A 21,744-nucleotide genomic window follows, 5' to 3' on the forward strand; every position below is an offset into this window, starting at 1 on the left:
GGTGATGGAATAGCCATACAGTATAAACATGCCCGTCAGTCGCGATTCAACCGCCAATCGTCGTATACCGACATGGCCTGCTCGATTGCCTGCGCGAAATTCTGTTTTTGAGCAGGGCTTAGAGCGCCCTGTTTCCGGCATCGGTCGAACGCTTTCTGGATCTCCCGGCGGGCGTTTTTGTCGAGCCGTTCCAGCCAGTGATGGTCCGCCGGTTCCAGTTCCAGCAGATCCCGCCCGGCGTGGTTGCGGTGGTTGATATGCCACCAGTGATCGACGGCTCTCCCCAGTACCACATAGCCGAACTGACTGTCTTGAACCGGGCCGAAGGTGGCGGCTTTCAGGCCATCTTTTAAGGGTCCGATGTTGAGCGCCGGCAACAGCAGCCGGTCGCCGTAAAAGTAGCTGCCGGCAGCGCCCAGTAAGCCGCCGACCAGGGCGCCTGCCCCCAGAGAGGAGCCCAGTGTCATGGCATCAATCCCCGCACCGCCAACGGCTCCGGCACCGAAACCGGCAGTGGCCAGGTAGCGCTTGCTCACAGCCCAGTGTTTGCGGGTGTCTTCGGAAAACAGGTCGTGCTGGCTGGCCCATTGCAGTTCGGCTTCCTGGCGCCGGATACGTTGATGCTGGTACAGGTGTTCGATGTCCACGCGCAGGGTCTGCTCCCGTTGTCGTTGGCGTTTATACCAGCGGTCTCTCAAGGTTTCGGCCAGGGTGGCATCGCTGGTGCCGGCAACCTGGTCGAGCGTCAGTGTGCGTTTTTCCTGGTAGCTCATCAGGTCTTCCAGTGCCCGGGCCATCACGCTGGCAGCCTGGCGCCGGCGCTGGCTGCGTTGTTCTGACAGCAGCTGCGTGGCCTGTTGCAGAGGTTGCTCCCAGTCCGGTTCGAGCTGACCAAAGGCCCGTAACAGGCTGAGATGTTGCTCGAACGGGGCGCGAACGGCATCGAATTTGCGCACAACCTGGAAGAACTGACCGAGTGCCGATTGCCAGGTGTCACTGTAGTCGTCGGCACCAATGCTGTTGATCAACGCCAGGCTGGGCCGGCCGCTCCATCGCAGAATGGTCATTTCGGCTTCGTGCTCGGCACTGTAGGGAACCGATCCGTCCACCACGTAGATGATGCCGGCACCCTCGATAATCGGAGCCAGCAATTCACACTCGTCGATATAGCGGTCATCGCCCTGATGCTGGAGTACAAAGGCCCTTACCGTGTCCGGATGATCGGAGGCCGATAGACTGTGGGCTTTGAGCCATTGCAGCACCCGCCGTGGTCGCTGGAAACCCGGGGTGTCCACCAGGGTGTAGAGCGTGCGACCATCCACGGATAACGGGTAGGCCTGATGGGCGCGGGTGGTGCCCGGTTCGAGGGCGATAGCGATGGCATCGTTCTGGGAAAGGGTCGCCACAACGCTGGATTTGCCCTTGTTGGGATGGCCTACCACAGCAAATACCGGAGACGGCTTCATGATTGTGGATGTCCAGTTTGATAGGGGTTGTCCGGTAACGAAGGCATCAGGGCCACGGAGGCAAAGCCGGCCGGTAGCCTTTCGGTAAACCGCAGCCAGGGTTGAATCAGGTGGTCTGGCGGCATTCGGTTGGCGTCCGCGGCAAGGGGCAGAAGGATGATTTTGGTGCCGGCTGGCCACTGTTCCCGGGCCTGATCGAGAAAGTCATGGAGTTCACCGGTAGGTGGCTCCCAGCTGCGGGTGATCAGTACCACCGCGGGTGAGGTTTCCCCGGACAGCGCCTGGGTAAGCGTTGCCAGCACCTGGTCGTCCTGGGCCAGTGAGGACCGTCCCCCCGCTTTGTAAATCCGGCTGTTACTGGCCAGCAATGGCTGCGGCAATTCCGGATCACCGGCACCGGCCCAGCAGACCAGATGTTGCGCGTCCTGGAGTTCGCCGGGTTTGGCGCGGGTGGTGGTGTCGGGCAGATCGTCGGCATCGTTGTGCTGGTTGCCGGTGTCCAGCGTCGGCGTTTCCATGCGGTACAGCAGCGCCTGCATGCCCGGGTGGCGTTGCAGCAGGCTGAACGCCTTGCGGTGGACCAGCCACTGACTGAAGGCAAGTAATAGCAGGCGCGGCATTAGCACCCAGGTCAGCCACAGCATGACCACAAAGGGCCACCACTGCCCCCATTGTGCCGGCGCGGTGCCGGCACTGCCCGGGTCGGCGCGGAAGAATCGGGTGGCGTCGATCAGTTCCTGGGAGGGCGCGGCCGCAGGCCAAAGCCAGCTCCACGGTCCGGCAACCACTTGGATAAGCCGGTGATATCCCTGAGCCGCGGTATCCAGTGTGGTGCTCCAGCCAAAGGCCAGATCCTGAATAACCAGCATTATCAGCAGCGTTATCAGGCCGGTTATGGCAAACAGGGTGCCGCCGGTGTGGGCAGCCCTGGCCATCAAAACCGGGTGCAGCTGCGCGACGGTGGCGCCGGGCGGCTGCTTTTGCAGCCGCCGTTGCAGCCAGCGCCAGGGCTGCCAGCCCGCCAGGGATTGCACGGTGGTGGCTAGCGCCAGCAACAATTGCAGCAGAACAAACGCCAGCAGTACGGTGACATTGATGCGCTGGCCGCCATCGTAGAACAACAGGCCGGCCATGGTGATTATGCCGAACACCGCCCCTGCTGCTGCAAAGCCGCCATTGATACGGCGCCAGCGCTGTTGCAGCGCCCGGCCCTGCGCACGCACGCCACCGGGGCCACTGAGCCGCTGCATGTGTGCCAGCCAGTGTGCGGCATCGGGCTGGGTGCCCTGTTGCTCGCAGTCCAGGGCGAAACGCCGGTCCCGGCGGTGCAAAAACGCAGGGGCTTGATCCCTGTCCCGCTGGATGCGGTCATCAAAATCCAGCAGCAGACGAAGGGGGTTGTGGCTCATGCAGTGTCCTGATGAATTCGGTCGGATTTGCTTTCCTGCTAGGATATAGCCAATAACGCTCATGAAGCCAGCCGGGAAGCCCTATGCCCCATCACCTGATGAACCTGCGCAATGTGCCGGATGACGAAGCCGAGGACATTCGTGCCCTGTTTGACGAGCACGATGTGCGCTATTACGAAACGCCACCCAGCCGCTGGGGCATCAGCATGGGCGGTTTCTGGGTGCATGATGATGACGAGGCCCGGCGGGCCCGGGCTCTGCTGGACGGCTATCAGGCTGAGCGCCTGGCCACCCGGCGTCGGGAATATCAGGCCCGGTGTGCGCGGGGCGAAACCGGCCTTTGGTTCCAGTTCCGCCAACGGCCGGTCACTTTCGTGGCCGCTGTGATTGCAGTGGCGGCTATTCTGGCGTTGAGCCTGCTACCTTTCATTCGTCTCTAGCCTGGTACCGGTGCGCCGTCTATGACCCAGCTGTTTTCAGATAATCATAAAACCGGACTGACCCGGGAGTTGATCGATGCGCTGGCACCGATGTTCGAGCAGGCCAGCGCCGGCGCGATTGCCATTGATGCGGACAACCGGATCACCTGGATTAATCAGAGCTATGCCGATTTGCTGCAGTTGCCGGCCCCGTCGGTTGCCATCGGCGAGGATGTCCGCCGGATCATTCCCCATACCCGAATGCCGGAGGTGGTCGCCTCCGGCAAGCCGCTATTGCTGGACATCATGGAACATAATCACCAGCAGTTGGTGGTGACACGCATACCGGTACAGGACGATGACGGCAAGATCGTGGGCGCCATCGCCTTTGTGCTCTACGACGATTTGCAGCCACTGACGCCTCTGGTGGCCAAGTTCCGCAGGCTGCATCAGGATCTGGCCGCCGCCCGCAAGGCGCTTGCCAAAAAATCCCGGGGCACCCGCTACAACCTGACGGACTTTGTGGGGGCCAGCCCGCAAGCCCTTGAGGTGAAGCGCCGGGCCCGGCTGGCATCGGGTCGTGACGTGCCGGTATTGCTGCTGGGCGAAACCGGCACCGGTAAAGAGGTTCTGGCCCAGGCCATTCACTCGGCATCCGCGAGGGCCCACAAGCCGTTTGTCGGCGTTAACGTGGCGGCGGTGCCTGAAAACCTGTTGGAGGCCGAATTTTTCGGTGTGGCACCGGGGGCCTACACCGGCGCAGACAAACGCACCCGGGAGGGCAAGTTCCAGCTCGCCAACGGTGGCACCCTGTTTCTGGACGAGGTGGGGGATATGCCTTTGCCGTTACAGGCCAAGCTGTTGCGGGCGTTGCAGGAGGGGGAGATTGAGCCACTGGGTTCAAACACCGTCAGCCCGGTGGATGTGCGGGTTATTGCCGCGACCAGTCGCAATCTTGACGCCATGATCGCCGACGGCAGCTTCCGGTCGGACCTGTATTACCGGCTGAATGTACTCGAGATTTCGATACCGCCTTTGCGAGATCGGCTGGTGGACCTGGGGGTGCTGTGTGAGGCGCTGCTGGGTGATATCTGCGACGGCCAGGGCTTGCCCGGTGAAATCACCGACGAGGGCATTGCCGCGTTGGGCCATTACGACTGGCCCGGCAATATTCGGGAATTGCGTAACCTGTTGGAACGGGCCCTGACCATGAGTGAGGATGATGGCCTGCTCGATGCCGAATCGATTTTCAAGGTGTTGCCGGCAGCCAGTTCGGGGCCCGAACCACGCATGTCGTTGCGCCGGGTTCGGCCTTTGGCCCGGGTGATGGCCGAGGCGGAAGCCCATGCCATCGAAGAAGCTCTGCTGGTGTGCCGTGGCAACCGGACGCGGGCGGCCAGGTTGCTGGGGATTTCCCGCTCTGTGCTGTACGAAAAACTGGCCAGAATGTCCTGAAATCCGGACAGTTGTCCGAAATTCAGGACATATAACTACGACCTGAAGCCAGAAGTGTCCTGATATTCGGACAACTGTTTTCTTGTTCATTCCCGTTTGACGTCCTAATCTCTTTAATATCATGCAGTTGTGTTATTTGGCACAACGAGTGCTGTTATCCGGATGCAGGACGTCAGAACAACGCTTGAAAACAAACTGACGCACCATTGTTGGACCCAAACCGAGTCAGTCAGGTTTTCCTGCGTTGTCTGATCCTATTCAGACTCGCCTTCCAGCCCTGTGCCGGGAGGTCGATGACAACAAAAAGAAGGATCCAGTTCATGTCGATCAAGTTCAATGTCTCTCGCCTTGCCTATGGCATTACCGCCGCTGCCGTCATCACCGGTAGCCTGGCCAGCAGCGACGCGCTGGCTGCCGAGAAAGTTCGCTGGCAGGTTCCCCTCGCCTTTCCTTCGCACCTGATTGGCCTGACGACGCCGGTCAAACATCTGAGTGAAAACCTGAAGCAGATCTCCGGTGGCGATATTCAGTTGCGCTATTACGAGCCCGGCGAGCTGGTGCCGCCGTTCGAGATCATGGACGCCGTGGGCAGTGGCAAGTACCCCGCCGGTTACACCTGGGTGGGTTATGACCAGGGCACTATTCCTTCCCTGCCGCTCTACTCCGGTGCACCTTTCAACATGGAGCCACCGGCGTATCTGGCCTGGTACTACGAGGGCGATGGCCGGGAACTGCTGGAAGAAATCTACGCCGAGCGCAACATTCACCCGATGCTTTGTTCGATCATCGGGCCTGAGGGTGCCGGCTGGTTTGCCCAGCCCATCGAAGGTGTGGACGACTTTGACGGCCTGAAGATCCGCTTTGCCGGTATTGGCGGCAAGGTCCTGGAAAAGCTGGGCGCCTCTGTAACCATGGTGCCCGGCGGCGAGATCTACCAGGCTCTGGAGCGCAAGACCATTGATGCCACCGAGTTCTCCCAGCCAGCCATCGACAAGATGCTGGGCCTGGACCAGATCATCAAGAACTACATCATGCCCGGCTGGCACCAGACTCTGACCACCTCCCACCTGCTGGTGAACAAGGACACCTGGGAAAAGCTGGAACCCAAAACCCGCGCACTGGTGGAGATGGGGTGCGAGTCTGCCACGCTCAAGGGCTTTGCCCAGAGCGAGTGGGCCCAGCCAACCGCACTGCGCGACTACGAGAAAGAAGGTGTGAGCGCCCAGACCCTGCCAGAGCCCGTGCTGCGGGAATTGCAGAAGGTCACCAACGAGGTGCTGGACGAGATCGCAGCCAAAGACCCGATGTTCAAGCGGGTTCTGACCAGCCAGCGAGACTTCATGGAACATCACTCCATCTGGCACTCCAAGGGCTACCTGCCCCGGGATTTCTATCAGTACGACTGATCAGCGGATGATGATCGCAGCAGGCAGCGCTAGATCGCTGCCTGCAACTCCCTCCTGCGTACGAATAAATCGAGGTTATTGTGACGGATTCCAATACGTCTGTGGGCAGTCAATCCACGGCCCCCGGTAATATCGAATTGCCTGCCAACGGGCTGTCCTGGCGGCTGGACATGCTGGTGGTGGCCGTGGGTCGCCTGAGTTCCTGGTTGTGGATTGGTGTGCTCGTTGTTGTGCTCATCAACGTATTTTCGCGGTATGCGTTGTCGCAGGGCTCCATTGCTCTGGAGGAACTGTCGTGGCACCTGTTCGGGATCGCCACCATGCTGACGCTCGGCTACGCCGTGGTCCGGGATGACCATGTCCGGGTAGACGTGCTGAAAGAAAAGTTTTCGCCCAGGGCGCAGGCCTGGATCGACCTGCTGGGCATTGTTGTACTGGCGTTGCCGGTGATCTACCTGATGATTGATGCCCTGGTGCCCTATGCCTGGACGGCCTGGACCTACAACGAACGATCCCAGGCACCCAGTGGGCTGCCCTACCGGTTTATCTTCAAGAGCATGTTGCCGCTTGGTCTGGCTTTCGTGATGCTGGCGCTGCTTTCCAGGGCGACCCGCTGCACAACGCTGTTGTTTGGCTTCCCCAGGGCGGTCACCCCTCCGAACGACGATCGCCGGTCCACCGGCCATCCCAATCCCTGAATAACGAGGCAGACGTCATGGGTGTAGAAGCGATTCTTGTTATCGCCATGTTCGCCAGCTTCATGGTGCTCCTGCTGCTGGGATTCCCGGTAGCCTGGTCACTGGCGGGTATTGGTCTTGTGTTCGCCATTGTCGGACACGTGATGGTGGAGTATTTCGACTCCCCGCTCTGGTTTACCTGGCAAGGCACCATGGGGGTGCTGGATGCCAGAATCTACGGCATTGTCGCCAATGAATTGATGGTGGCGCTGCCGATGTTCATTTTCATGGGCATCATGCTGGACCGCTCCGGCATTGCCGAGAAACTGATGCACAGCCTGGTGCGCGTGCTGGGCCCGCTGCGTGGCGGTTATGCTATCACCGTGGTGATCGTGGGCGTGTTGCTGGCGGCATCTACGGGTATTGTTGGTGCCTCGGTGGTGTTGCTGGGCATGTTGTCCCTCGGGCCGATGATGCAGGCCAACTACAACAAATCCCTGGCCGTGGGTACCGCCTGTTCTGTGGGTACCCTGGGTATTCTGGTGCCGCCCAGCATTATGCTGGTGCTGATGGCGGACCGGCTGGGCACTTCCGACGCATCCGTGGGCAAGTTGTTTATGGGGGCGCTGATCCCCGGTGTAATGCTGGGCGCGATGTACATTCTGTACATTCTGATTGCCTCGTTCATTAAAAAAGACCTGGCACCCGCGCCGGCAAATCGGGAGCCCCTCAACGCCCGGGCCTGGCTGGATGTGCTCAAAGCGGTGCTGCCGCCCATGGTGCTGATCATTGCGGTACTGGGCTCGATCTTTTTTGGTATTGCTACCACCACAGAAGCCTCTGCGGTGGGTGCCGGCGGTGCGTTGCTGATGGCCTTTGTCAGCAGGCGTCTGGACATGGCCACCCTGAAAGAATCCCTGTATCAGACCAGTCGTACCTCGGCGTTTATCTTCGGCATCTTCATCGGTGCCACGGTGTTCGCGTCGGTTTTGCGGGGGCTGGGCGGCGATGAAGTCATTGAAAGCGCGATCACCGGCCTGCCCTTTGGCACCACCGGGGTCCTGCTGACCGTGCTGTTAATCACCTTCCTGCTCGGGTTCTTCCTGGACTGGGTGGAAATTACCCTGATCGTCCTGCCGCTGGTAGCGCCGGTGCTGTTCAAGATGGGCGTGGAGCCGGTGTGGTTCGCCATCATGTTCGCCATCTGCCTGCAGACCTCGTTCCTGACGCCGCCGGTGGGCTTCTCGTTGTTCTACATCAAGGGCGTGTGCCCGCCCGGCATCACTACCCGGCATATCTATCTCGGCGTGCTGCCATTTATCGCCCTGCAGTTGCTGGCGCTGGCGCTGGTGTTCTGGTTCGAACCGCTGGCCACCTGGCTGCCCAACGAGGTGTACGGAGGGGGCTGACCAGCCCCCCCCCTGCGGATTCCAATAACAATTCCAATCCTGAAAGGAGATTGTGACCATGCGTCTTCACAATCAAGTTGCCCTGATTACCGGCGCCGGCCGGGGCATTGGCCGCGCCATTGCTGAACATTACGCCCGCGAAGGGGCCCGGGTGGCGGTGGCGGACCTGACCCTCGAAAGCGCCGCCGACACCGTAGCGGCCATTGAACAGGCCGGCGGCACGGCCCTGGCCCTTGCCATGGATGTCACCGACGAACAGGCGGTTGACCAGGGTGTGGCCACCATCGTTGAACACTGGGGCAGGCTCGATGTCGCCCTGGCCAATGCCGGTATCCAGCACATCGACCCGGTGCACAAGCTGGCCTACGCCGACTGGAGCAAGGTGATGAACGTGCACCTGGACGGCGCCTTTCTGGTGACCCGGGCCGCACTGCGGCAGATGTACACCCAAGGTGGGGGTACTATGCTCTATATGGGCTCGGTACACTCGGTGGAAGCGTCGCCCTTGAAGGCCCCCTACGTGGCCGCCAAGCACGGCATGCTGGGCCTGTGCCGGGCGGTGGCGAAAGAGGGTGCGGAGCATGGGGTACGCAGCAACATCATCTGCCCCGGCTTTGTGCGCACACCGCTGGTGGACAAGCAGATACCGGAGCAGGCCAAAGAGCTGGGCATTTCCGAAGAAGAAGTGATCAGCAAGGTCATGCTCAAGAACACCGTGGACGGCAAGTTCACCACCCTGGAAGACGTATCGGAGCTGGCAGTGCATCTGGCCGCCTTCCCGTCCGCTGCCCTGACCGGCCAGTCGATCGTGGTCAGCCACGGCTGGCATATGCAGTAATTTTCTGGAGAGACGGATGAGCAACACAGAACAATCACCGGTTGTCTGGACCCCGGACCAGGACACCCTCACCGGTTCCCGCATGGGCCAGTTCAAGGCCTGGCTGGAGCAACAGGGCTTTGGCCCCTTTGATGATTACCACGCCCTGCATCAGTGGTCGATCACCGAGCTGGATACTTTCTGGCAGAAGGTGTGGGATTACTGTGGCCTGGTTTGCGACACCCCCGCCAAGCGCGTGTTGGGTAATCGCGAGATGCCCGGCGCGGAATGGTTCCCGGGCATGAAGCTGAACTTTGCCGCCAATCTGCTGCGGCTGGCAGATGGCGACTATGCCCATAAAGAAGCCGTGGTGGCCTACTGCGAAACCCGGCCGGTCCTGCGCAAAACCTATGCCGAGTTGAAAGCCGACGCCGGCGCGCTGGAAGCCTTCTTGCGAAGCAAGGGCATCCAGAAGGGCGATCGCGTGGCCGGCGTGGTCACCAACGGCTATGAAGCCCTGGTCGGGATGCTCGCGGCCACCAGCCTGGGCGCCATCTGGAGCTCCGCCTCCCCGGACTTCGGTATTGGCGCCATCAACGACCGCTTTGGCCAGATCGAACCCTCAGCCCTGATTGTGGTCAACGGCTACGGCTATGGCGGCAAAGTGTTCGCGCGCCAAGACGACTTCGCCGAGCTGATCGCCGGCCTGCCATCCCTGAAAGTGGTGGTCAGCATTGCCCAGCTACCGGATGAAGCCCCGATTCCCGGCGAGCTGGTCACCACCTGGGACGACGCCCTGAAAGCCGGTGAAGGCCAGGCGCCCTCGTTCACCCCGGTCGATCCGGATCACCCGGTGTACATCCTCTATTCCTCCGGCACCACCGGTAAACCCAAGTGCATCGTGCACGGCACCGCCGGCTTGCTGATCAATCACGCCAAGGAACTCATGCTCCACGGCGACGTCGGCCCGGACGACCGCTTCCTGTACTTCACCACTTGCGGCTGGATGATGTGGAACTGGCAGGCCTCTGCCCTGATGACCGGCGCTGCCGTGATCACCGTGGATGGCTCCCCGGGTTACCCGAACCTCAATTTCCTGTGGGAAACCGTGGCCAAAGAACGGGTTACCCACTACGGCACCAGCGCCCGCTTCATTGCCGGCTGCCGCAAAGCCGAACTGCAGCCGGCGAAAACCCTCGACCAGAGCCACCTGCGCGTGGTCTTCTCCACCGGCTCCCCGCTGCTGCCGGAAGACTACGACTGGGTCTACAGCGATGGCGCCCCCAATGTGCTGCTCGGCTCCATCGCCGGCGGCACCGACATCTGCGGCTGCTTTGTAGGATCGACCCCGCTGTTGCCGGTACGAAGAGGCGAAATCCAGTGCCGTTTCCTGGGCGTCGATGCCGTCGCCTACGGCGACCACGGCCAACCGGTCAGCGACGGCCGTGGCGAACTGGTCTGTCGCCAACCGCTGCCTTCCATGCCCGTCAGCTTCTGGCAGGACCCGGACGGTGAACGCTACAAAGACGCCTACTTCAACAGCTTCCCCGGTGTCTGGGCCCACGGCGACTTCATCGAATTCACCGAACACGGCGGCGCCATCATCTACGGCCGCTCCGACGCCACCCTCAACCCCGGCGGCGTAAGAATCGGCACCGCCGAAATCTACCGCCAGGTGGAAACCATCAGCGAGGTTAAAGACAGCCTCGTGGTCGGCCGCCAGATCGACGGCGACGTGGAAGTGGTCCTGTTCGTCGTCCCCGCCGACGGCCAGCGTGTCACCGACGACCTGGTCAAAACCCTGAAAACCCGAATCCGCGAAGGCGCCAGCCCCCGGCATGTGCCCAAACACATCGTCGAAGTGCCTGACATCCCCTACACCCGTAGCGGCAAGAAAGTGGAACTGGCGGTGGCGCGACTGATCAACGGTTCCCAAAAAGCCGATAACCGGGATGCCCTGGGTAACCCGGAAGCGCTGGATCAGATTCGGGATCGGTTAGCTGAAGTGGGCTTGTTGCCAGGCTGATTTTGATCGAAAGTGAACGGCGATCGGCGTGAATGCGGGTAACTTTGTCGACAAAATGCCCGTATTCACGCCAGCTGAATCGACAAAAACGGACGCCCCGAGCAGGGTTGCGAGCGTGGCAGGGGCAGGGCTTTCCAAAACCTTGCGGAGCCATGGATGGCGGAGCAGAGCGTACAGGGAAGTAGTCACAGCGTGTTTTGGAAAGCCCTGCCCCTGCCGCGCTGTCACCACACCTGACAAATGATAGAAAGTTTCGTAAATTCCAGCCTTTTCATCGTCCTGTAACCGAAGATCAGGCATTTTTAGTCCGTTCTTATACTAAGATCGTAACCCAAAATTTCGAAAAAATGCTATCTTAGTAGGTCTATCAAAAGTTCCGAATCAGTCATTGCCCCGGTCGGACGTTCACAAGACGCCCAACCCAGCCATGACCGTCCTGAACCCACCCATTTGCCTGAGGACGAAAATGAGCAACTCCAAATCCAAGATTGTCTACACACTGACCGACGAAGCCCCCGCCCTCGCCACCCGGTCACTGCTTCCCATCCTGGAAACCTTCGCCAAGCCGGCTGGCATTGATTTCGAAACCAGCGACATCTCCCTTGCGGCGCGTATCCTGGCCGGTTTCCCGGACTACCTTGAAGAAAACCAGCGCGTACCGGACGCCCTGGCCGAACTGGGCGAATACACCAAAGACCCTGACGCCAACATCATCAAGCTCCCGAACATCTCAGCCTCAATCCCACAGCTGCGTGCCGCCATCAAAGAGCTGAACGAGCAGGGCTATAAACTGCCCGAGTACAAAGAAAACCCGGAAACCGACGAAGAAAAAGACGTTCACGCACGCTACTCCAAAGTGCTGGGCAGCGCCGTCAACCCGGTACTGCGTGAAGGCAATTCTGACCGTCGCGCCCCGGCGGCCGTGAAAGCCTTTGCTCGCAAATACCCGCACACCATGGGTGAGTGGAGCCCTGCATCCCGTACCCACGTAGCGCACATGCGCGGTGGCGACTTCTATTCCAGCGAACAGTCAGTCACGCTGGACAAGGCCACCAACGCCCGCATCGTGTTTGAAAACAAGGCGGGCAAACAGACCGTACTGAAAGCCGACCTGCCGTTGCAGGAAGGCGAAGTGCTCGACGGTATGTACATGAGCAAGAACGCTCTGGTGAAGTTTTTCGAAGATGCCATTGCGGACTGCGAAAAGACCGGCGTGATGTTCTCCCTGCACGTCAAAGCCACGATGATGAAAATCTCTCACCCGATCGTGTTCGGTCACGCGGTGAAAGTCTACTTCAAAGAGCTGTTTGACCAGTACGGTGAGCTGTTCAACGAAATTGGTGTGAATCCCAACAACGGCCTGTCTTCCGTCATCGAGAAGATCAAGCAGTTGCCGGAGTCCAAACAGGAAGAAATTCAGGAAGCCCTGCACGCCTGCTACGAGCACCGCCCTGAAATTGCCATGGTCGATTCTGTTAAAGGTATCACCAACCTGCACGTGCCGAGCGACGTTATTGTCGACGCCTCCATGCCCGCGATGATTCGTAACTCCGGCAAAATGTGGGCCCGTGACGGCAAGCTGAAGGACACCAAGGCAGTGATGCCCGAGTCCACCTACGCCACCATTTATCAGGAAGTGATCAACTTCTGCAAAACCCACGGCGCGTTTGATCCCACCACCATGGGCACCGTACCGAACGTCGGCCTGATGGCGCAAAAGGCCGAAGAGTATGGCTCCCACGACAAGACTTTCGAAATCAAGGAAGCCGGTATCGTTCGTGTGGTGGCTGAAGACGGCACTGTGCTGACCGAGCACAACGTTGAGCCGGGCGACATCTGGCGTGCCTGCCAGACCAAGGATCTGCCGATCCGAGACTGGGTCAAGCTGGCGGTTAACCGTTCCCGTTCCAGTGGTATGCCTGCGGTGTTCTGGCTGGACGACGAGCGCGCCCACGATGCCCAGCTGATCAAGAAGGTCGAGAAGTACCTGGCAGAGCTGGACACCGAAGGCCTGGAAATCCACATCATGTCTCCGGTTCGCGCGATCCGCTGGACCATGGAGCGTCTGATCCGTGGCCTGGATACCATTTCCGTCACCGGCAACGTGCTGCGTGACTACCTGACCGACCTGTTCCCGATTCTGGAGCTGGGCACCAGCGCCAAGATGCTGTCCATCGTGCCGCTGCTGAACGGCGGTGGTCTGTACGAGACCGGTGCCGGCGGTTCCGCACCCAAGCACGTGCAGCAACTGGTTCAGGAAAACCACCTGCGCTGGGATTCACTGGGTGAGTTCCTGGCCACGGCGGTGTCTCTGGACGAGCTGGGCGAGAAGCATGGCAATAAGCGTGCGCGCCTGCTCGGCCAGACCATGGACAAGGCTACTGAGCGCCTGTTGGAGAACAACCAGTCGCCGTCCCGCGTTACCGGCGAGCTGGATAACCGGGGTTCGCACTTCCACCTGGCCCGTTACTGGGCGGAAGAGCTATCTAATCAGGATGAAGATAAGGAACTGAAAGAGTTCTTCGCCAAGCTGTCCAAGCAGTTGGAAGAGAACAAGGACAAAATTCTGGAAGAAATGACTTTGGTGCAGGGCCATCCGGCGGATATTGGTGGCTACTACCATGCGCCGGCAGACAAGGTCTCTGAGGTAATGCAACCTAGCGCTACGCTCAACAAGATCCTCGCCGATGCTCAGGCATCCGTGAGCTAAAGCCAGGCTTCAAGCCGGGGGATTAACCCCGGCACTGTTGAAAAACCGGTAGGCCCCTGGCCTGCCGGTTTTTTTATTCGTCGGGTTCCTCCTGGAATCCCTTGCCGGTTTCGCCTGCGCTGCGCAGCTGCAGCAGGGTGAGCGGCGGCCCGATAAGCTCAAACACCACGGTGGCACCGATCACCAACGGCAGAATATAACCCAGCTCGGGCAGCCGCTCGGTGGCTACCAGGGCCAGGCCGAGAGCCACACCAGCCTGGGGCATCAGGCAGGCGCCAATCCGGCGGCGCGTTTCAGGCGTGGATGCGGCCAGATACCCGCCCAGATAACCCCCCGCCAGCCGCCCGGTCACGCGAGCCGCGACATAGGCCACGCCAAGCGCACCCAGTGCCGGTAACGCCAGCCAGTCCAGCTGATAACCTGCCATGAAAAAGAACAATGCCAGAAAGGGCTCGGAAACGCCGTCAATGGAGCGGAATGGTCGCACATGGTGGCGTGCCCTGTTGGCGACCACCACGCCCAGCGTCATGCAGGTTAGAAGGTAGGAGAGCTCCAGCCAGCTGGCCAGCCCTGCCGCCACAAAGACAAATCCCGCCGATTCCAGCAGCATCGGCTCCCCCGGTTTGATACGCCCGGTGAGCCACGCCATGGGTAGGCCCAGCACCAGGCCCAGCAGCAGAGAACCGCCCACCTCCACGAAGCCGTGCAGCATGGCAATGGGGCCGGTTGAGTCACCGTTGCCCAGCAGAATGCCGGCCGTAACCAGCAAAATGCTGAACAGTATGGCGCCCCAGGCATCGTCGATGGCGACGACCTGAAACACCAGACGAGTCAGTGGTCCGTTAGCCCCGGACTCCCGCAGAACATCGAGAGTGGCCGCCGGCGCCGTGGCGGTTGAAATGCCTCCGAGTAACAGTGCGGCCACCAGGTTGCCCGTGACCCACCAGATGGCGAGGGTCACCACGGCGGCCGTTACGAAGGTGACCACCAGGCTGACGATCAGCGCTTCTTTGCCTTGCTTGAGGTCTTTCGCCGACATCCGTTCGCCCAGCAGAAACCCAACCATGGCCAGTGTCAGTTGGGTGATCAGGTCAAAGCTCTGGTCAGCGTCGGCGGGCAGGAGATCCAGTAAATCCGGGCCTGCCAAGGCGCCCAGCAGAAGCAACAGCGTTACTCTGGGGATATGCACTTTCTGCCCTACCGCATGGGCTCCCAGAGCCAGCAGCATGGTGGCGCCAATCAGAATCAGGTCGTTGGCGTGGTTCACTGCATCAGTCCTGTTGCAGCGGCGCGAAGCGGGCACCGGTCAGCCGGCCGAGGTCGCTGGGGGCCAGCTCAATCTCCAGGCCCCGTTTGCCAGCGCTGACAAAAATGGTGTCGAAGTGTTCAGCGGACGCGTCAATGAAGGTTTTCAGGCGTTTTTTCTGACCCAGGGGGCTGACTCCGCCAAGCACATAGCCGGTGCTGCGCTGAACGTCCTGCTTGTCTGCCATGGCGGCTTTTTTGGCCCCGGCGGCTTTGGCGATCAGTTTCAGACTGAGCATGGCTGTGACCGGCACCACGCCAACCGCGAGCTCTTTGCCGTCGATGGCAACGACCAGGGTTTTGAAGACCCGGCCAGGGTCAACGCCCATTTTCTCGGCCGCTTCGTGACCATAGCTTTCTGCAGAGGGGTCGTGATCGTATTCATGCACAACATAGCTGACGCTGGCTTTCTTGGCCGCGAGTATTCCGGGTGTCATGCAGGCTCCTGTTGCGGTGAGGGTCTGCAAGGATTAAAACACGGGCCGGTCGGGAGATCACCCTTCGCGAAGCACGGGCCAGCTATTCGTTATTTGTCCGCGACTGGCGTCGAACACGGCCAGGTCACCAAATTGCAGTAACACCGCCTCGCTTTGGGTCGGACGCAAGAACACCCGATCGCCCTCATTGAGTGGTACCCCGTTGGCCAGATTTAACATCTCCTGATTACTGGAGTGCCCGTAAACGTCGTTATGTGTAAGGCCTGCAGGGGACACTGGCCGTGCTTTCCAGTGGCCGCCATAAATAAAGGCCGCGCGCGCCTGGTTGGGGTTCCACAACGATTGCAGCCAGCCAAGCCCCGGAGCACCGGGAATCCGGGTGCGGTCCAGCAGTTTCAGAACCGGTGTTGCAATGTAGATGGCATGGTGGTGATCTGCCAGTGTGGGCAGATCGAAATCGGTCGGCATTACCAGGCCGGAACCGGCTGACAGCTCATTGGCGGGAATCGTGCCTGCCATACCCTGATAGAGTTGGTAGGTGGTTGACCCGCCGGTATTCAGTGTCAGATCCGCAATACTGCGCCCCAGGGTTTGTTCTGCTGTGGTCACAAAGTACTGGTAGCGGGCCATGGCCCTGTCCCTGAGCCAGAGGGCGGGTCCGGGCGATTTCATGATCTGGGCCTCGTAGCCCATAAAACCGCTGAAGTTCAGCCAGGACGATTGTTCAATGTGCCTCAGCGCGGGGACCAGTGACTCGGCGCTGGTAAATCCGCCCCGGTGCAGGCCAATATCAATTTCCAGATTTACCCGCATTGGCTGCTGTTGCTGTTTCGCCAGCTGTTCGTAGCTGGCCAGCCGGGCCGGAGAATCCAGCAGCCATTGAAGTTGCCGTTCCGGCCGGAAGCCGCCATGGCTGACCGTATGTTCCTGATAAAAGCGGGCAGCCGACGCGACCGGCAGAGGTTTGCCAAGCAGGATATCGGCGTCGGGCATCGCTCGGGCAACAAGGTTCAGAAAGGGCTGATGGAACAGCATCAGCTTTTGGCTGCCGGTGCCGGCCATAACGCGCTCAAGCAGTGGCAGGGACGGCAAGGATTTGACCACGATCCGGTAGCCAAACGCGTTACCGATATGGTGATTCAGTACTTGGATGTTGTGGTCCAGTCGCTGCTGGTCGAGCACCAACGTGGGTGTTGCCAGCCCACTGTGTGCCAGGGCAGCCTGGAGCCCCTTAAAGTAAGAGGAATGCCCGGATCGAATGGCCTCGGGCTTCATCCAGCCCGCGCCGGCCAGGCCTGCGCTCGCAACCCCGGCCAGGATGATTCGGCGGCGTTGTTTCTGAAAGGCTTTACTGTGAGCCATGGTAAGGTTATCCGGTTGCTTTCTGGCTACTAAACAATCCGGCCAGGTAAGGGTTCAGGAATCGGCCGGTCGGGTCCAGGGCTTGCCGAAGATCGCAGAAATCCTGCCAGTTTGGATACAGTGAACGGAAGTCATGGGCACCCAGGCTATTGAGCTTGCCCCAATGTGGTCTGCCTCCGTACCGCCGAAGCACCGGTTCCACGGCTGAAAACAGCGGCCTGTAGTCTTCTTCAAAGAATCGGTGCACCGCGATCGAAACCGAATCCTGCTTGTAGAAGGGGCTTAGCCAGGCCTCGTCGGCTTTTACGAACCGGACTTCAAACGGAAAGAACACTTCCGGGAACCGGCGCTCTACAAGCTCGACAACCTCGCGGAAAGCGGCCTGCCAGTTTTCCTTCGGAAGGTGATACTCCATTTCATTGAAACGTACATTCCGGTCGCTGGTGTAGTTCTGCCAGGACGAAGCCACCTTCACCTCCCGGCTCAGAGTGCGCATGTATCCGCCCAGGATCAGCCTGCGCAGCCTGGGCGACCACGACAGATAGTCGCGGGCCTTCTGAAGATCTCTGGCGCCGTCGTTCTGATCAAGTTCCGGACTTGCAGCGGCTGGTTCCCCGGTGATGTCATGAGTACTTGTAAAGCCCATGCCGGAGAAGGGGATGTAGTAGAACTCGTAGTTCCGGTGCTCGCGGGCCTTGGTGTCGGCGGTGTCAAGAATGTCCTCAATGGGCAGCCATTCTGTGGTTTTTTTCAGACGATAGGGGCGAGTGTTCTGCAGGGTGACCTCCGTAACGAAGCCGAGGCTGCCGAGGCTGACCTTCGCAGCTTGAAACAGGTCCGGGTGCCTGTGCTGGCTGCATTCAAAAGCTTCGCCCCGGGCGGTCACCAACGTCAGGCCTTCAATGTAGCCAGACAAACTCATCAGGCCGGCGCCGGTACCATGGGTGGCGGTGGCCAGCAGGCCGCCGAGGGACTGCTGATCAATGTCCGGCATATTGAACAGCGCCTGATTGATCGACTCCAGTGGCTGACCAAGCTGGCCCAGCAAGGTGCCGGCTGCAACTCGCGCACGACACCGGGTATCGTCGTGGTCGAGGACGCCGTTGAGCCGTGCGAGAGAAACCAGAATGTCGTTTCCGGGAACCAGGGGTGAAAACGAATGTCCGGAGCCGACAGGCCGAATCTTTGCCGTCGCGTGCTCTGGGTCGGCCAGCAGGTTTTGTAGTTCGCTCACACTGGCAGGGGCCAGTCTGAGGTCCGGTGTCGAGCTTTGGCTACCGGACCAGTTCCGCCAGGTGAGTGGTGGCTGGCTGGCTGCCTGGCCGGCGGCGCCAAACACGGTTTCCGCTTGAGCGGCGCCAGGAAGGCTGGTCTGAGTGGCGATGGCGGTACCCACCAGCAGGTGCAAAAAATGCCGTCGTTCCATGGTCGGTCTTCCTAAGGCTGTGCCGGTGTGGACATAAAGCCAATCAATGCCTGAAATTCAGCGACGCTGCAGTCCATGCACAGCCCGTAGGGCGGCATAGCTCCCATTCCGGAAACGACGTTACTAACCAACTTTTCCATGCCTTGCTCCATGCGCGTGTTCCAGGCGTCGTGGTGGCCGGTGAGCGGTGCGCCTGACGTGCTTCGGCTGTGACAGGCCATGCAGGACCGTTGGTAAATCTCGGCTATTCGGGCATCCGAAGGAGCCGCAGACAAGGCATAGTCCAGGATCGCCGGCGACGGCTGGCCGCTTTCAGTGCAGGCGGCGGCAAAGGCCAGAAGGCCCAGAGCGAACAGGGTCAGCCGATGTTTTCTGTTTGTTGTAGGCAAAGACATAAAATCCAATAAACGTAATTATGTGTCACGTTCAGTTTTGACCACGAAGCCGTAAAATGCAAGCAAGTCTCGACTCTGGGCCGGAGACTGACTACTTTTGCTATAGACCCGAAATACATTGCAAAGGAAGACTTGATGGAACCTGTTCCACCAGAGCCAGGGGAGTTGGCTCGTTTGCACGAAAGCCATAGCCCGTTGCGGCGCGCGTTGTGGGTCACTCTGGTGTATGTGCTGGTCGGCCTGGCCTGGATTACGTTTTCTGACCGGGTGGTCGAAGTCTGGTTTCCAGACCCGCGCACCCTGTCCGAAATACAGACCTGGAAAGGTTTGCTGTTCGTGCTGGTTACCGGCCTGGCACTGTTTGTGGTGATCCTTCGCCAGCTCAGTAAAGACCGGTTGCTGTTGTCACTGCAGGCCAGCCAGCGCCGGGAACTGCGCCACCGGGAGCGGCAGTTGACTGTGCTGATGAATAATCTGCCCGGTATGGCCTACCGCTGCCGGAATGACTCGTTCTGGACCATGCTGTTTGTGTCTGCAGGTTGTGAGCAACTCACCGGCTATCGCCCTGAAGAGCTGATCGACAATCGGGTGAGCAGCTACGCCGCATTGATGGATGAGGTCGACGCCGTCGGGATCGCAGGTGAAGTGTCCGATGCCATCGCAAAGCGCCAGCCGTTCTCGGTGGAGTATGCCATCACCCGCAAAGATGGTCGCAAGATCTGGGTGTGGGAACGGGGCTGTGGAGTGCTCGAGGACGATGGCTCTGTAGTGCTTGAGGGCATCGTACTGGACATCTCAGACCGCAAGGAGCTGGAACGGGAACTGGAAGAAATGGCGATCCGGGATTCCCTCACAGGCTTGTTCAACCGGCGTGAACTGTCCCGGGTGCTCGAAGAAGAGCTGGAACGGGCGAAGCGTTATGAGAGGCCACTGGCGCTTTTGTGGATAGATTTTGACCATTTCAAGGAAATCAACGACAACTGGGGCCACGCCGCAGGCGATGCCGTGCTGCGCTCAATCAGCAGAATTTTGCAGGAGAGCGTTCGAAGTGTCGATGCGGTGGGTCGTTTTGGCGGCGAAGAGTTTGTGATTGTGCTGCCTGAAATGGACCGGGAAGAAGCCATGGACACTGCTGAGCGACTTCGTCAGAAAGTGCGCCACAAACCGGTGTTTCTGGACACTGGTCATAACGTGCCAGTGACCATCAGTATCGGGGTTGCGGTGTATCCGGTGCACGGTCACACCCGCGATATGTTGTGTGCAGCGGCCGATAAAGCGATGTATCAGGCCAAAATGCAGGGGCGTGACTGTGTGGCCATGGCGCAGCCGGCAACGCCGGTACATAATGAGGAATGAATCAATAAATAAATACAACCGATGAAGGCGTTCGTTATGCATTCACTCGCCCGCCGTGCCCTGCACACCTGCGAGATTCCCCGGGACCTTGCTTCCGTAACCTTCCGGGACAGTGCCGGTGAGCACCCTGAGCGTGCCGGCTTGCCGCAGGATGCGGTAGAAGCTGTCTGGCAAAGTGTCGAGGCGCTGTATCGGACCGGCGTGCACCCGGGCATACAGTTGTCCGTGCGCTACCAGGGGGAGCAAGTGCTGCACCGGGCCCTGGGGCACGCGCAGGGTAATGGCCCCGGCGACCCGGCCGCTCTGCCGCGGATTCCAATGACCACGGAAACCCCCGTTTGCTATTTTTCAGCATCCAAAGCGGTCACGGCACTGCTGATCCACATGCTGGCCGAACAGGGGCTGGTCAATCTGATGGACCCGGTATCCTACTATTGCCCGGAATTTGCGAAGAGTGGCAAGCGCACCATAACGGTGCACCAGATTCTGTCGCATCGTGGCGGCATTCCTGCGATTCCGAGAGAGACGCCCATCGACGTTCTTTGGGATCGCGATGAGATCTGGCGCCTGCTGTGTGCCGCTCGCCCGGTGGAAGTCGACGGTGCCAAAGTGGCCTACCATGCCATTACCGGCGGCTTTGTACTGCAGCGAGTGCTGGAGAAGGTGACCGGCGATACGATCGAAAACTACCTGGACAGATACCTGCGCAAGCCACTGGGCATGAAGTGGTTTACCTACGGGGTGACGCCCGAGCACCTGCACGATCTGGCATCAAACTACGCCACCGGTCCGACACCACGGTTTCCCGTGTCCTGGATTGTGAATCGGGCGTTGGGGGGCGATATTCAGACCGTCGAGCGGGTCACTAATGATCCGCGTTTCCAGGAAGCGGTGATCCCGGCCGGTAATCTGTGTGGCACCGCTGAAGAAATGAGCCGGTTCTTTCAGATGATGCTCAACGGCGGGTTGTGGAACGGCAAGCGCATCTGCAGCGAAATCACCATTCGCCGGGCTATCCAGCAGTTTGGGTCGTTGCAGATGGACCGCACCATGATGATTCCCATGCGTTTCAGTGCGGGCATGATGCTGGGCGGCAATCCGGTTGGGCTTTGGGGGCAGCAGAGCCGGTATGCCTTTGGTCATGTCGGCCTGATCAACAAGCTCTGCTGGGCCGACCCCTCTCGAGACATCGTGGTCAGTTTGCTTAACACGGGTTTTCCGATTGTTGGCCACCACATACCCGCACTGGCTCGTTTTGTCTATACTGTGTGCAAGCAGTTTCCGGTATTGCCGGAGAACAAGCGCAGACTGGCGCCAGCGTGAAGTACGTTAAGAAAAGTGAAACCTTATTCACTTTTATTGCACTTTGTCTGACAGTTCGGCAAACTTTGCGTGATTGAAAAGGATTTTCACCACACTCAATGGATGAGGTACCCCAAACATGAATCGCCCCGATTTCCCGATACGCGAACTCCGCCGAGTAAAGCTGGATCACCATGACAGCGTTCGTACCCATGTACAGCAGCAGGTCTGTGATGAGGTGGAGCGACTGGAGCGTCGGATCGAAACCCTGAGGCTGGTTAAGGCCCCCCACGCAGCGATCATGATTTCCACGTATGAAAGAATGATCAGCAGAAAGAAGGGCTTTCTGCAGAACTGGGACCTATAG

19 protein-coding genes are annotated in these 21,744 nt (G+C 59.8%); 11 read left to right on the top strand and 8 right to left on the bottom strand.

What is annotated here, in order from left to right; translation table 11 throughout:
* Positions 1-35 precede the first annotated feature (35 nt).
* Together QPL95_RS05390 and QPL95_RS05395 are read right to left on the bottom strand one after the other, a co-directional pair.
* On the bottom strand, positions 36-1,466 hold the full coding sequence (locus QPL95_RS05390; RefSeq protein ID WP_303289978.1) for a GTPase/DUF3482 domain-containing protein: 1,431 nt from the start codon (positions 1,464-1,466) through the stop codon (positions 36-38).
* Positions 1,463-2,875: a DUF2868 domain-containing protein gene (locus tag QPL95_RS05395; protein ID WP_303289979.1), complete on the bottom strand. Its 1,413-nt coding sequence runs from the start codon at positions 2,873-2,875 to the stop codon at positions 1,463-1,465. Before QPL95_RS05395 ends, QPL95_RS05390 begins: the two co-directional genes overlap by 4 nt.
* Before the next feature lie 83 nt (positions 2,876-2,958).
* Here QPL95_RS05395 and QPL95_RS05400 point away from each other — a divergent pair, with 83 nt between their 5' ends.
* The 7 genes from QPL95_RS05400 to QPL95_RS05430 all read left to right on the top strand — a co-directional run bounded on the left by QPL95_RS05400 (position 2,959) and on the right by QPL95_RS05430 (position 11,084).
* Positions 2,959-3,315, top strand: coding sequence for a DUF6164 family protein (locus QPL95_RS05400; protein WP_199457721.1), 357 nt, complete (start codon positions 2,959-2,961; stop codon positions 3,313-3,315).
* A 21-nt stretch (positions 3,316-3,336) separates the two neighbouring features.
* Positions 3,337-4,749 (top strand): sigma-54-dependent Fis family transcriptional regulator, encoded by a 1,413-nt coding sequence (locus QPL95_RS05405; protein ID WP_303289980.1) that lies wholly within the window; start codon positions 3,337-3,339, stop codon positions 4,747-4,749.
* A 320-nt stretch (positions 4,750-5,069) separates the two neighbouring features.
* Positions 5,070-6,155, top strand: a complete 1,086-nt coding sequence (locus tag QPL95_RS05410; RefSeq protein ID WP_303289981.1) for a TRAP transporter substrate-binding protein — start codon at positions 5,070-5,072, stop codon at positions 6,153-6,155.
* 170 nt (positions 6,156-6,325) lie between these two features.
* Positions 6,326-6,853, top strand: coding sequence for a TRAP transporter small permease subunit (locus tag QPL95_RS05415; RefSeq protein ID WP_353886052.1), 528 nt, complete (start codon positions 6,326-6,328; stop codon positions 6,851-6,853).
* A 17-nt stretch (positions 6,854-6,870) separates the two neighbouring features.
* The gene (locus tag QPL95_RS05420) at positions 6,871-8,241 is read left to right on the top strand and encodes a TRAP transporter large permease subunit (RefSeq protein WP_199457725.1); all 1,371 of its coding nucleotides are present in this window, start codon (positions 6,871-6,873) and stop codon (positions 8,239-8,241) included.
* 58 nt (positions 8,242-8,299) lie between these two features.
* Positions 8,300-9,079 (top strand): 3-hydroxybutyrate dehydrogenase, encoded by a 780-nt coding sequence (locus QPL95_RS05425; protein ID WP_199457726.1) that lies wholly within the window; start codon positions 8,300-8,302, stop codon positions 9,077-9,079.
* 16 nt (positions 9,080-9,095) lie between these two features.
* A complete protein-coding gene (locus QPL95_RS05430; protein WP_303289983.1) occupies positions 9,096-11,084 on the top strand; it encodes an acetoacetate--CoA ligase in 1,989 nt (662 codons plus the stop codon).
* On the opposite strand, the gene QPL95_RS05435 is transcribed toward QPL95_RS05430, so the two are convergent.
* The gene (locus tag QPL95_RS05435) at positions 11,055-11,384 is read right to left on the bottom strand and encodes a hypothetical protein (RefSeq protein WP_303289984.1); all 330 of its coding nucleotides are present in this window, start codon (positions 11,382-11,384) and stop codon (positions 11,055-11,057) included. The genes QPL95_RS05430 and QPL95_RS05435 overlap by 30 nt on opposite strands.
* Before the next feature lie 166 nt (positions 11,385-11,550).
* Between QPL95_RS05435 and QPL95_RS05440 the strand changes: the two genes are divergently transcribed.
* Positions 11,551-13,794, top strand: a complete 2,244-nt coding sequence (locus QPL95_RS05440; protein ID WP_303289985.1) for an NADP-dependent isocitrate dehydrogenase — start codon at positions 11,551-11,553, stop codon at positions 13,792-13,794.
* Between the two features lie 73 nt (positions 13,795-13,867).
* On the opposite strand, the gene QPL95_RS05445 is transcribed toward QPL95_RS05440, so the two are convergent.
* Genes QPL95_RS05445 through QPL95_RS05465 form a run of 5 tightly spaced genes read right to left on the bottom strand, consistent with a single transcriptional unit; the run spans position 13,868 to position 18,713 of the window.
* Positions 13,868-15,061, bottom strand: a complete 1,194-nt coding sequence (locus tag QPL95_RS05445; protein ID WP_303289986.1) for a cation:proton antiporter — start codon at positions 15,059-15,061, stop codon at positions 13,868-13,870.
* Positions 15,062-15,065: 4 nt separating this feature from the next.
* Complete coding sequence (gene ybaK, locus QPL95_RS05450; RefSeq protein ID WP_303289987.1) at positions 15,066-15,536, bottom strand: Cys-tRNA(Pro) deacylase; 471 nt, start codon at positions 15,534-15,536, stop codon at positions 15,066-15,068.
* Positions 15,537-15,593: 57 nt separating this feature from the next.
* Positions 15,594-16,898 (bottom strand): DSD1 family PLP-dependent enzyme, encoded by a 1,305-nt coding sequence (locus QPL95_RS05455; RefSeq protein ID WP_303289988.1) that lies wholly within the window; start codon positions 16,896-16,898, stop codon positions 15,594-15,596.
* Between the two features lie 7 nt (positions 16,899-16,905).
* Entirely contained in the window at positions 16,906-18,324 is a 1,419-nt protein-coding gene (locus QPL95_RS05460; RefSeq protein ID WP_303289989.1) for a D-arabinono-1,4-lactone oxidase, read from the bottom strand.
* A gap of 11 nt (positions 18,325-18,335) precedes the next feature.
* Positions 18,336-18,713: a cytochrome c5 family protein gene (locus QPL95_RS05465; RefSeq protein WP_303289991.1), complete on the bottom strand. Its 378-nt coding sequence runs from the start codon at positions 18,711-18,713 to the stop codon at positions 18,336-18,338.
* 141 nt (positions 18,714-18,854) lie between these two features.
* On the opposite strand from QPL95_RS05465, the gene QPL95_RS05470 reads away from it, so the two are divergent.
* From QPL95_RS05470 to QPL95_RS05480, 3 genes are all read left to right on the top strand, one after another.
* Complete coding sequence (locus QPL95_RS05470) at positions 18,855-20,075, top strand: diguanylate cyclase (RefSeq protein WP_303289992.1); 1,221 nt, start codon at positions 18,855-18,857, stop codon at positions 20,073-20,075.
* A 36-nt stretch (positions 20,076-20,111) separates the two neighbouring features.
* Entirely contained in the window at positions 20,112-21,398 is a 1,287-nt protein-coding gene (locus tag QPL95_RS05475) for a serine hydrolase (RefSeq protein WP_303289993.1), read from the top strand.
* A gap of 118 nt (positions 21,399-21,516) precedes the next feature.
* Complete coding sequence (locus tag QPL95_RS05480; protein WP_303289994.1) at positions 21,517-21,744, top strand: hypothetical protein; 228 nt, start codon at positions 21,517-21,519, stop codon at positions 21,742-21,744.

This window comes from Marinobacter sp. SS5-14b (genome assembly GCF_030541005.1).
Lineage (GTDB): Bacteria > Pseudomonadota > Gammaproteobacteria > Pseudomonadales > Oleiphilaceae > Marinobacter.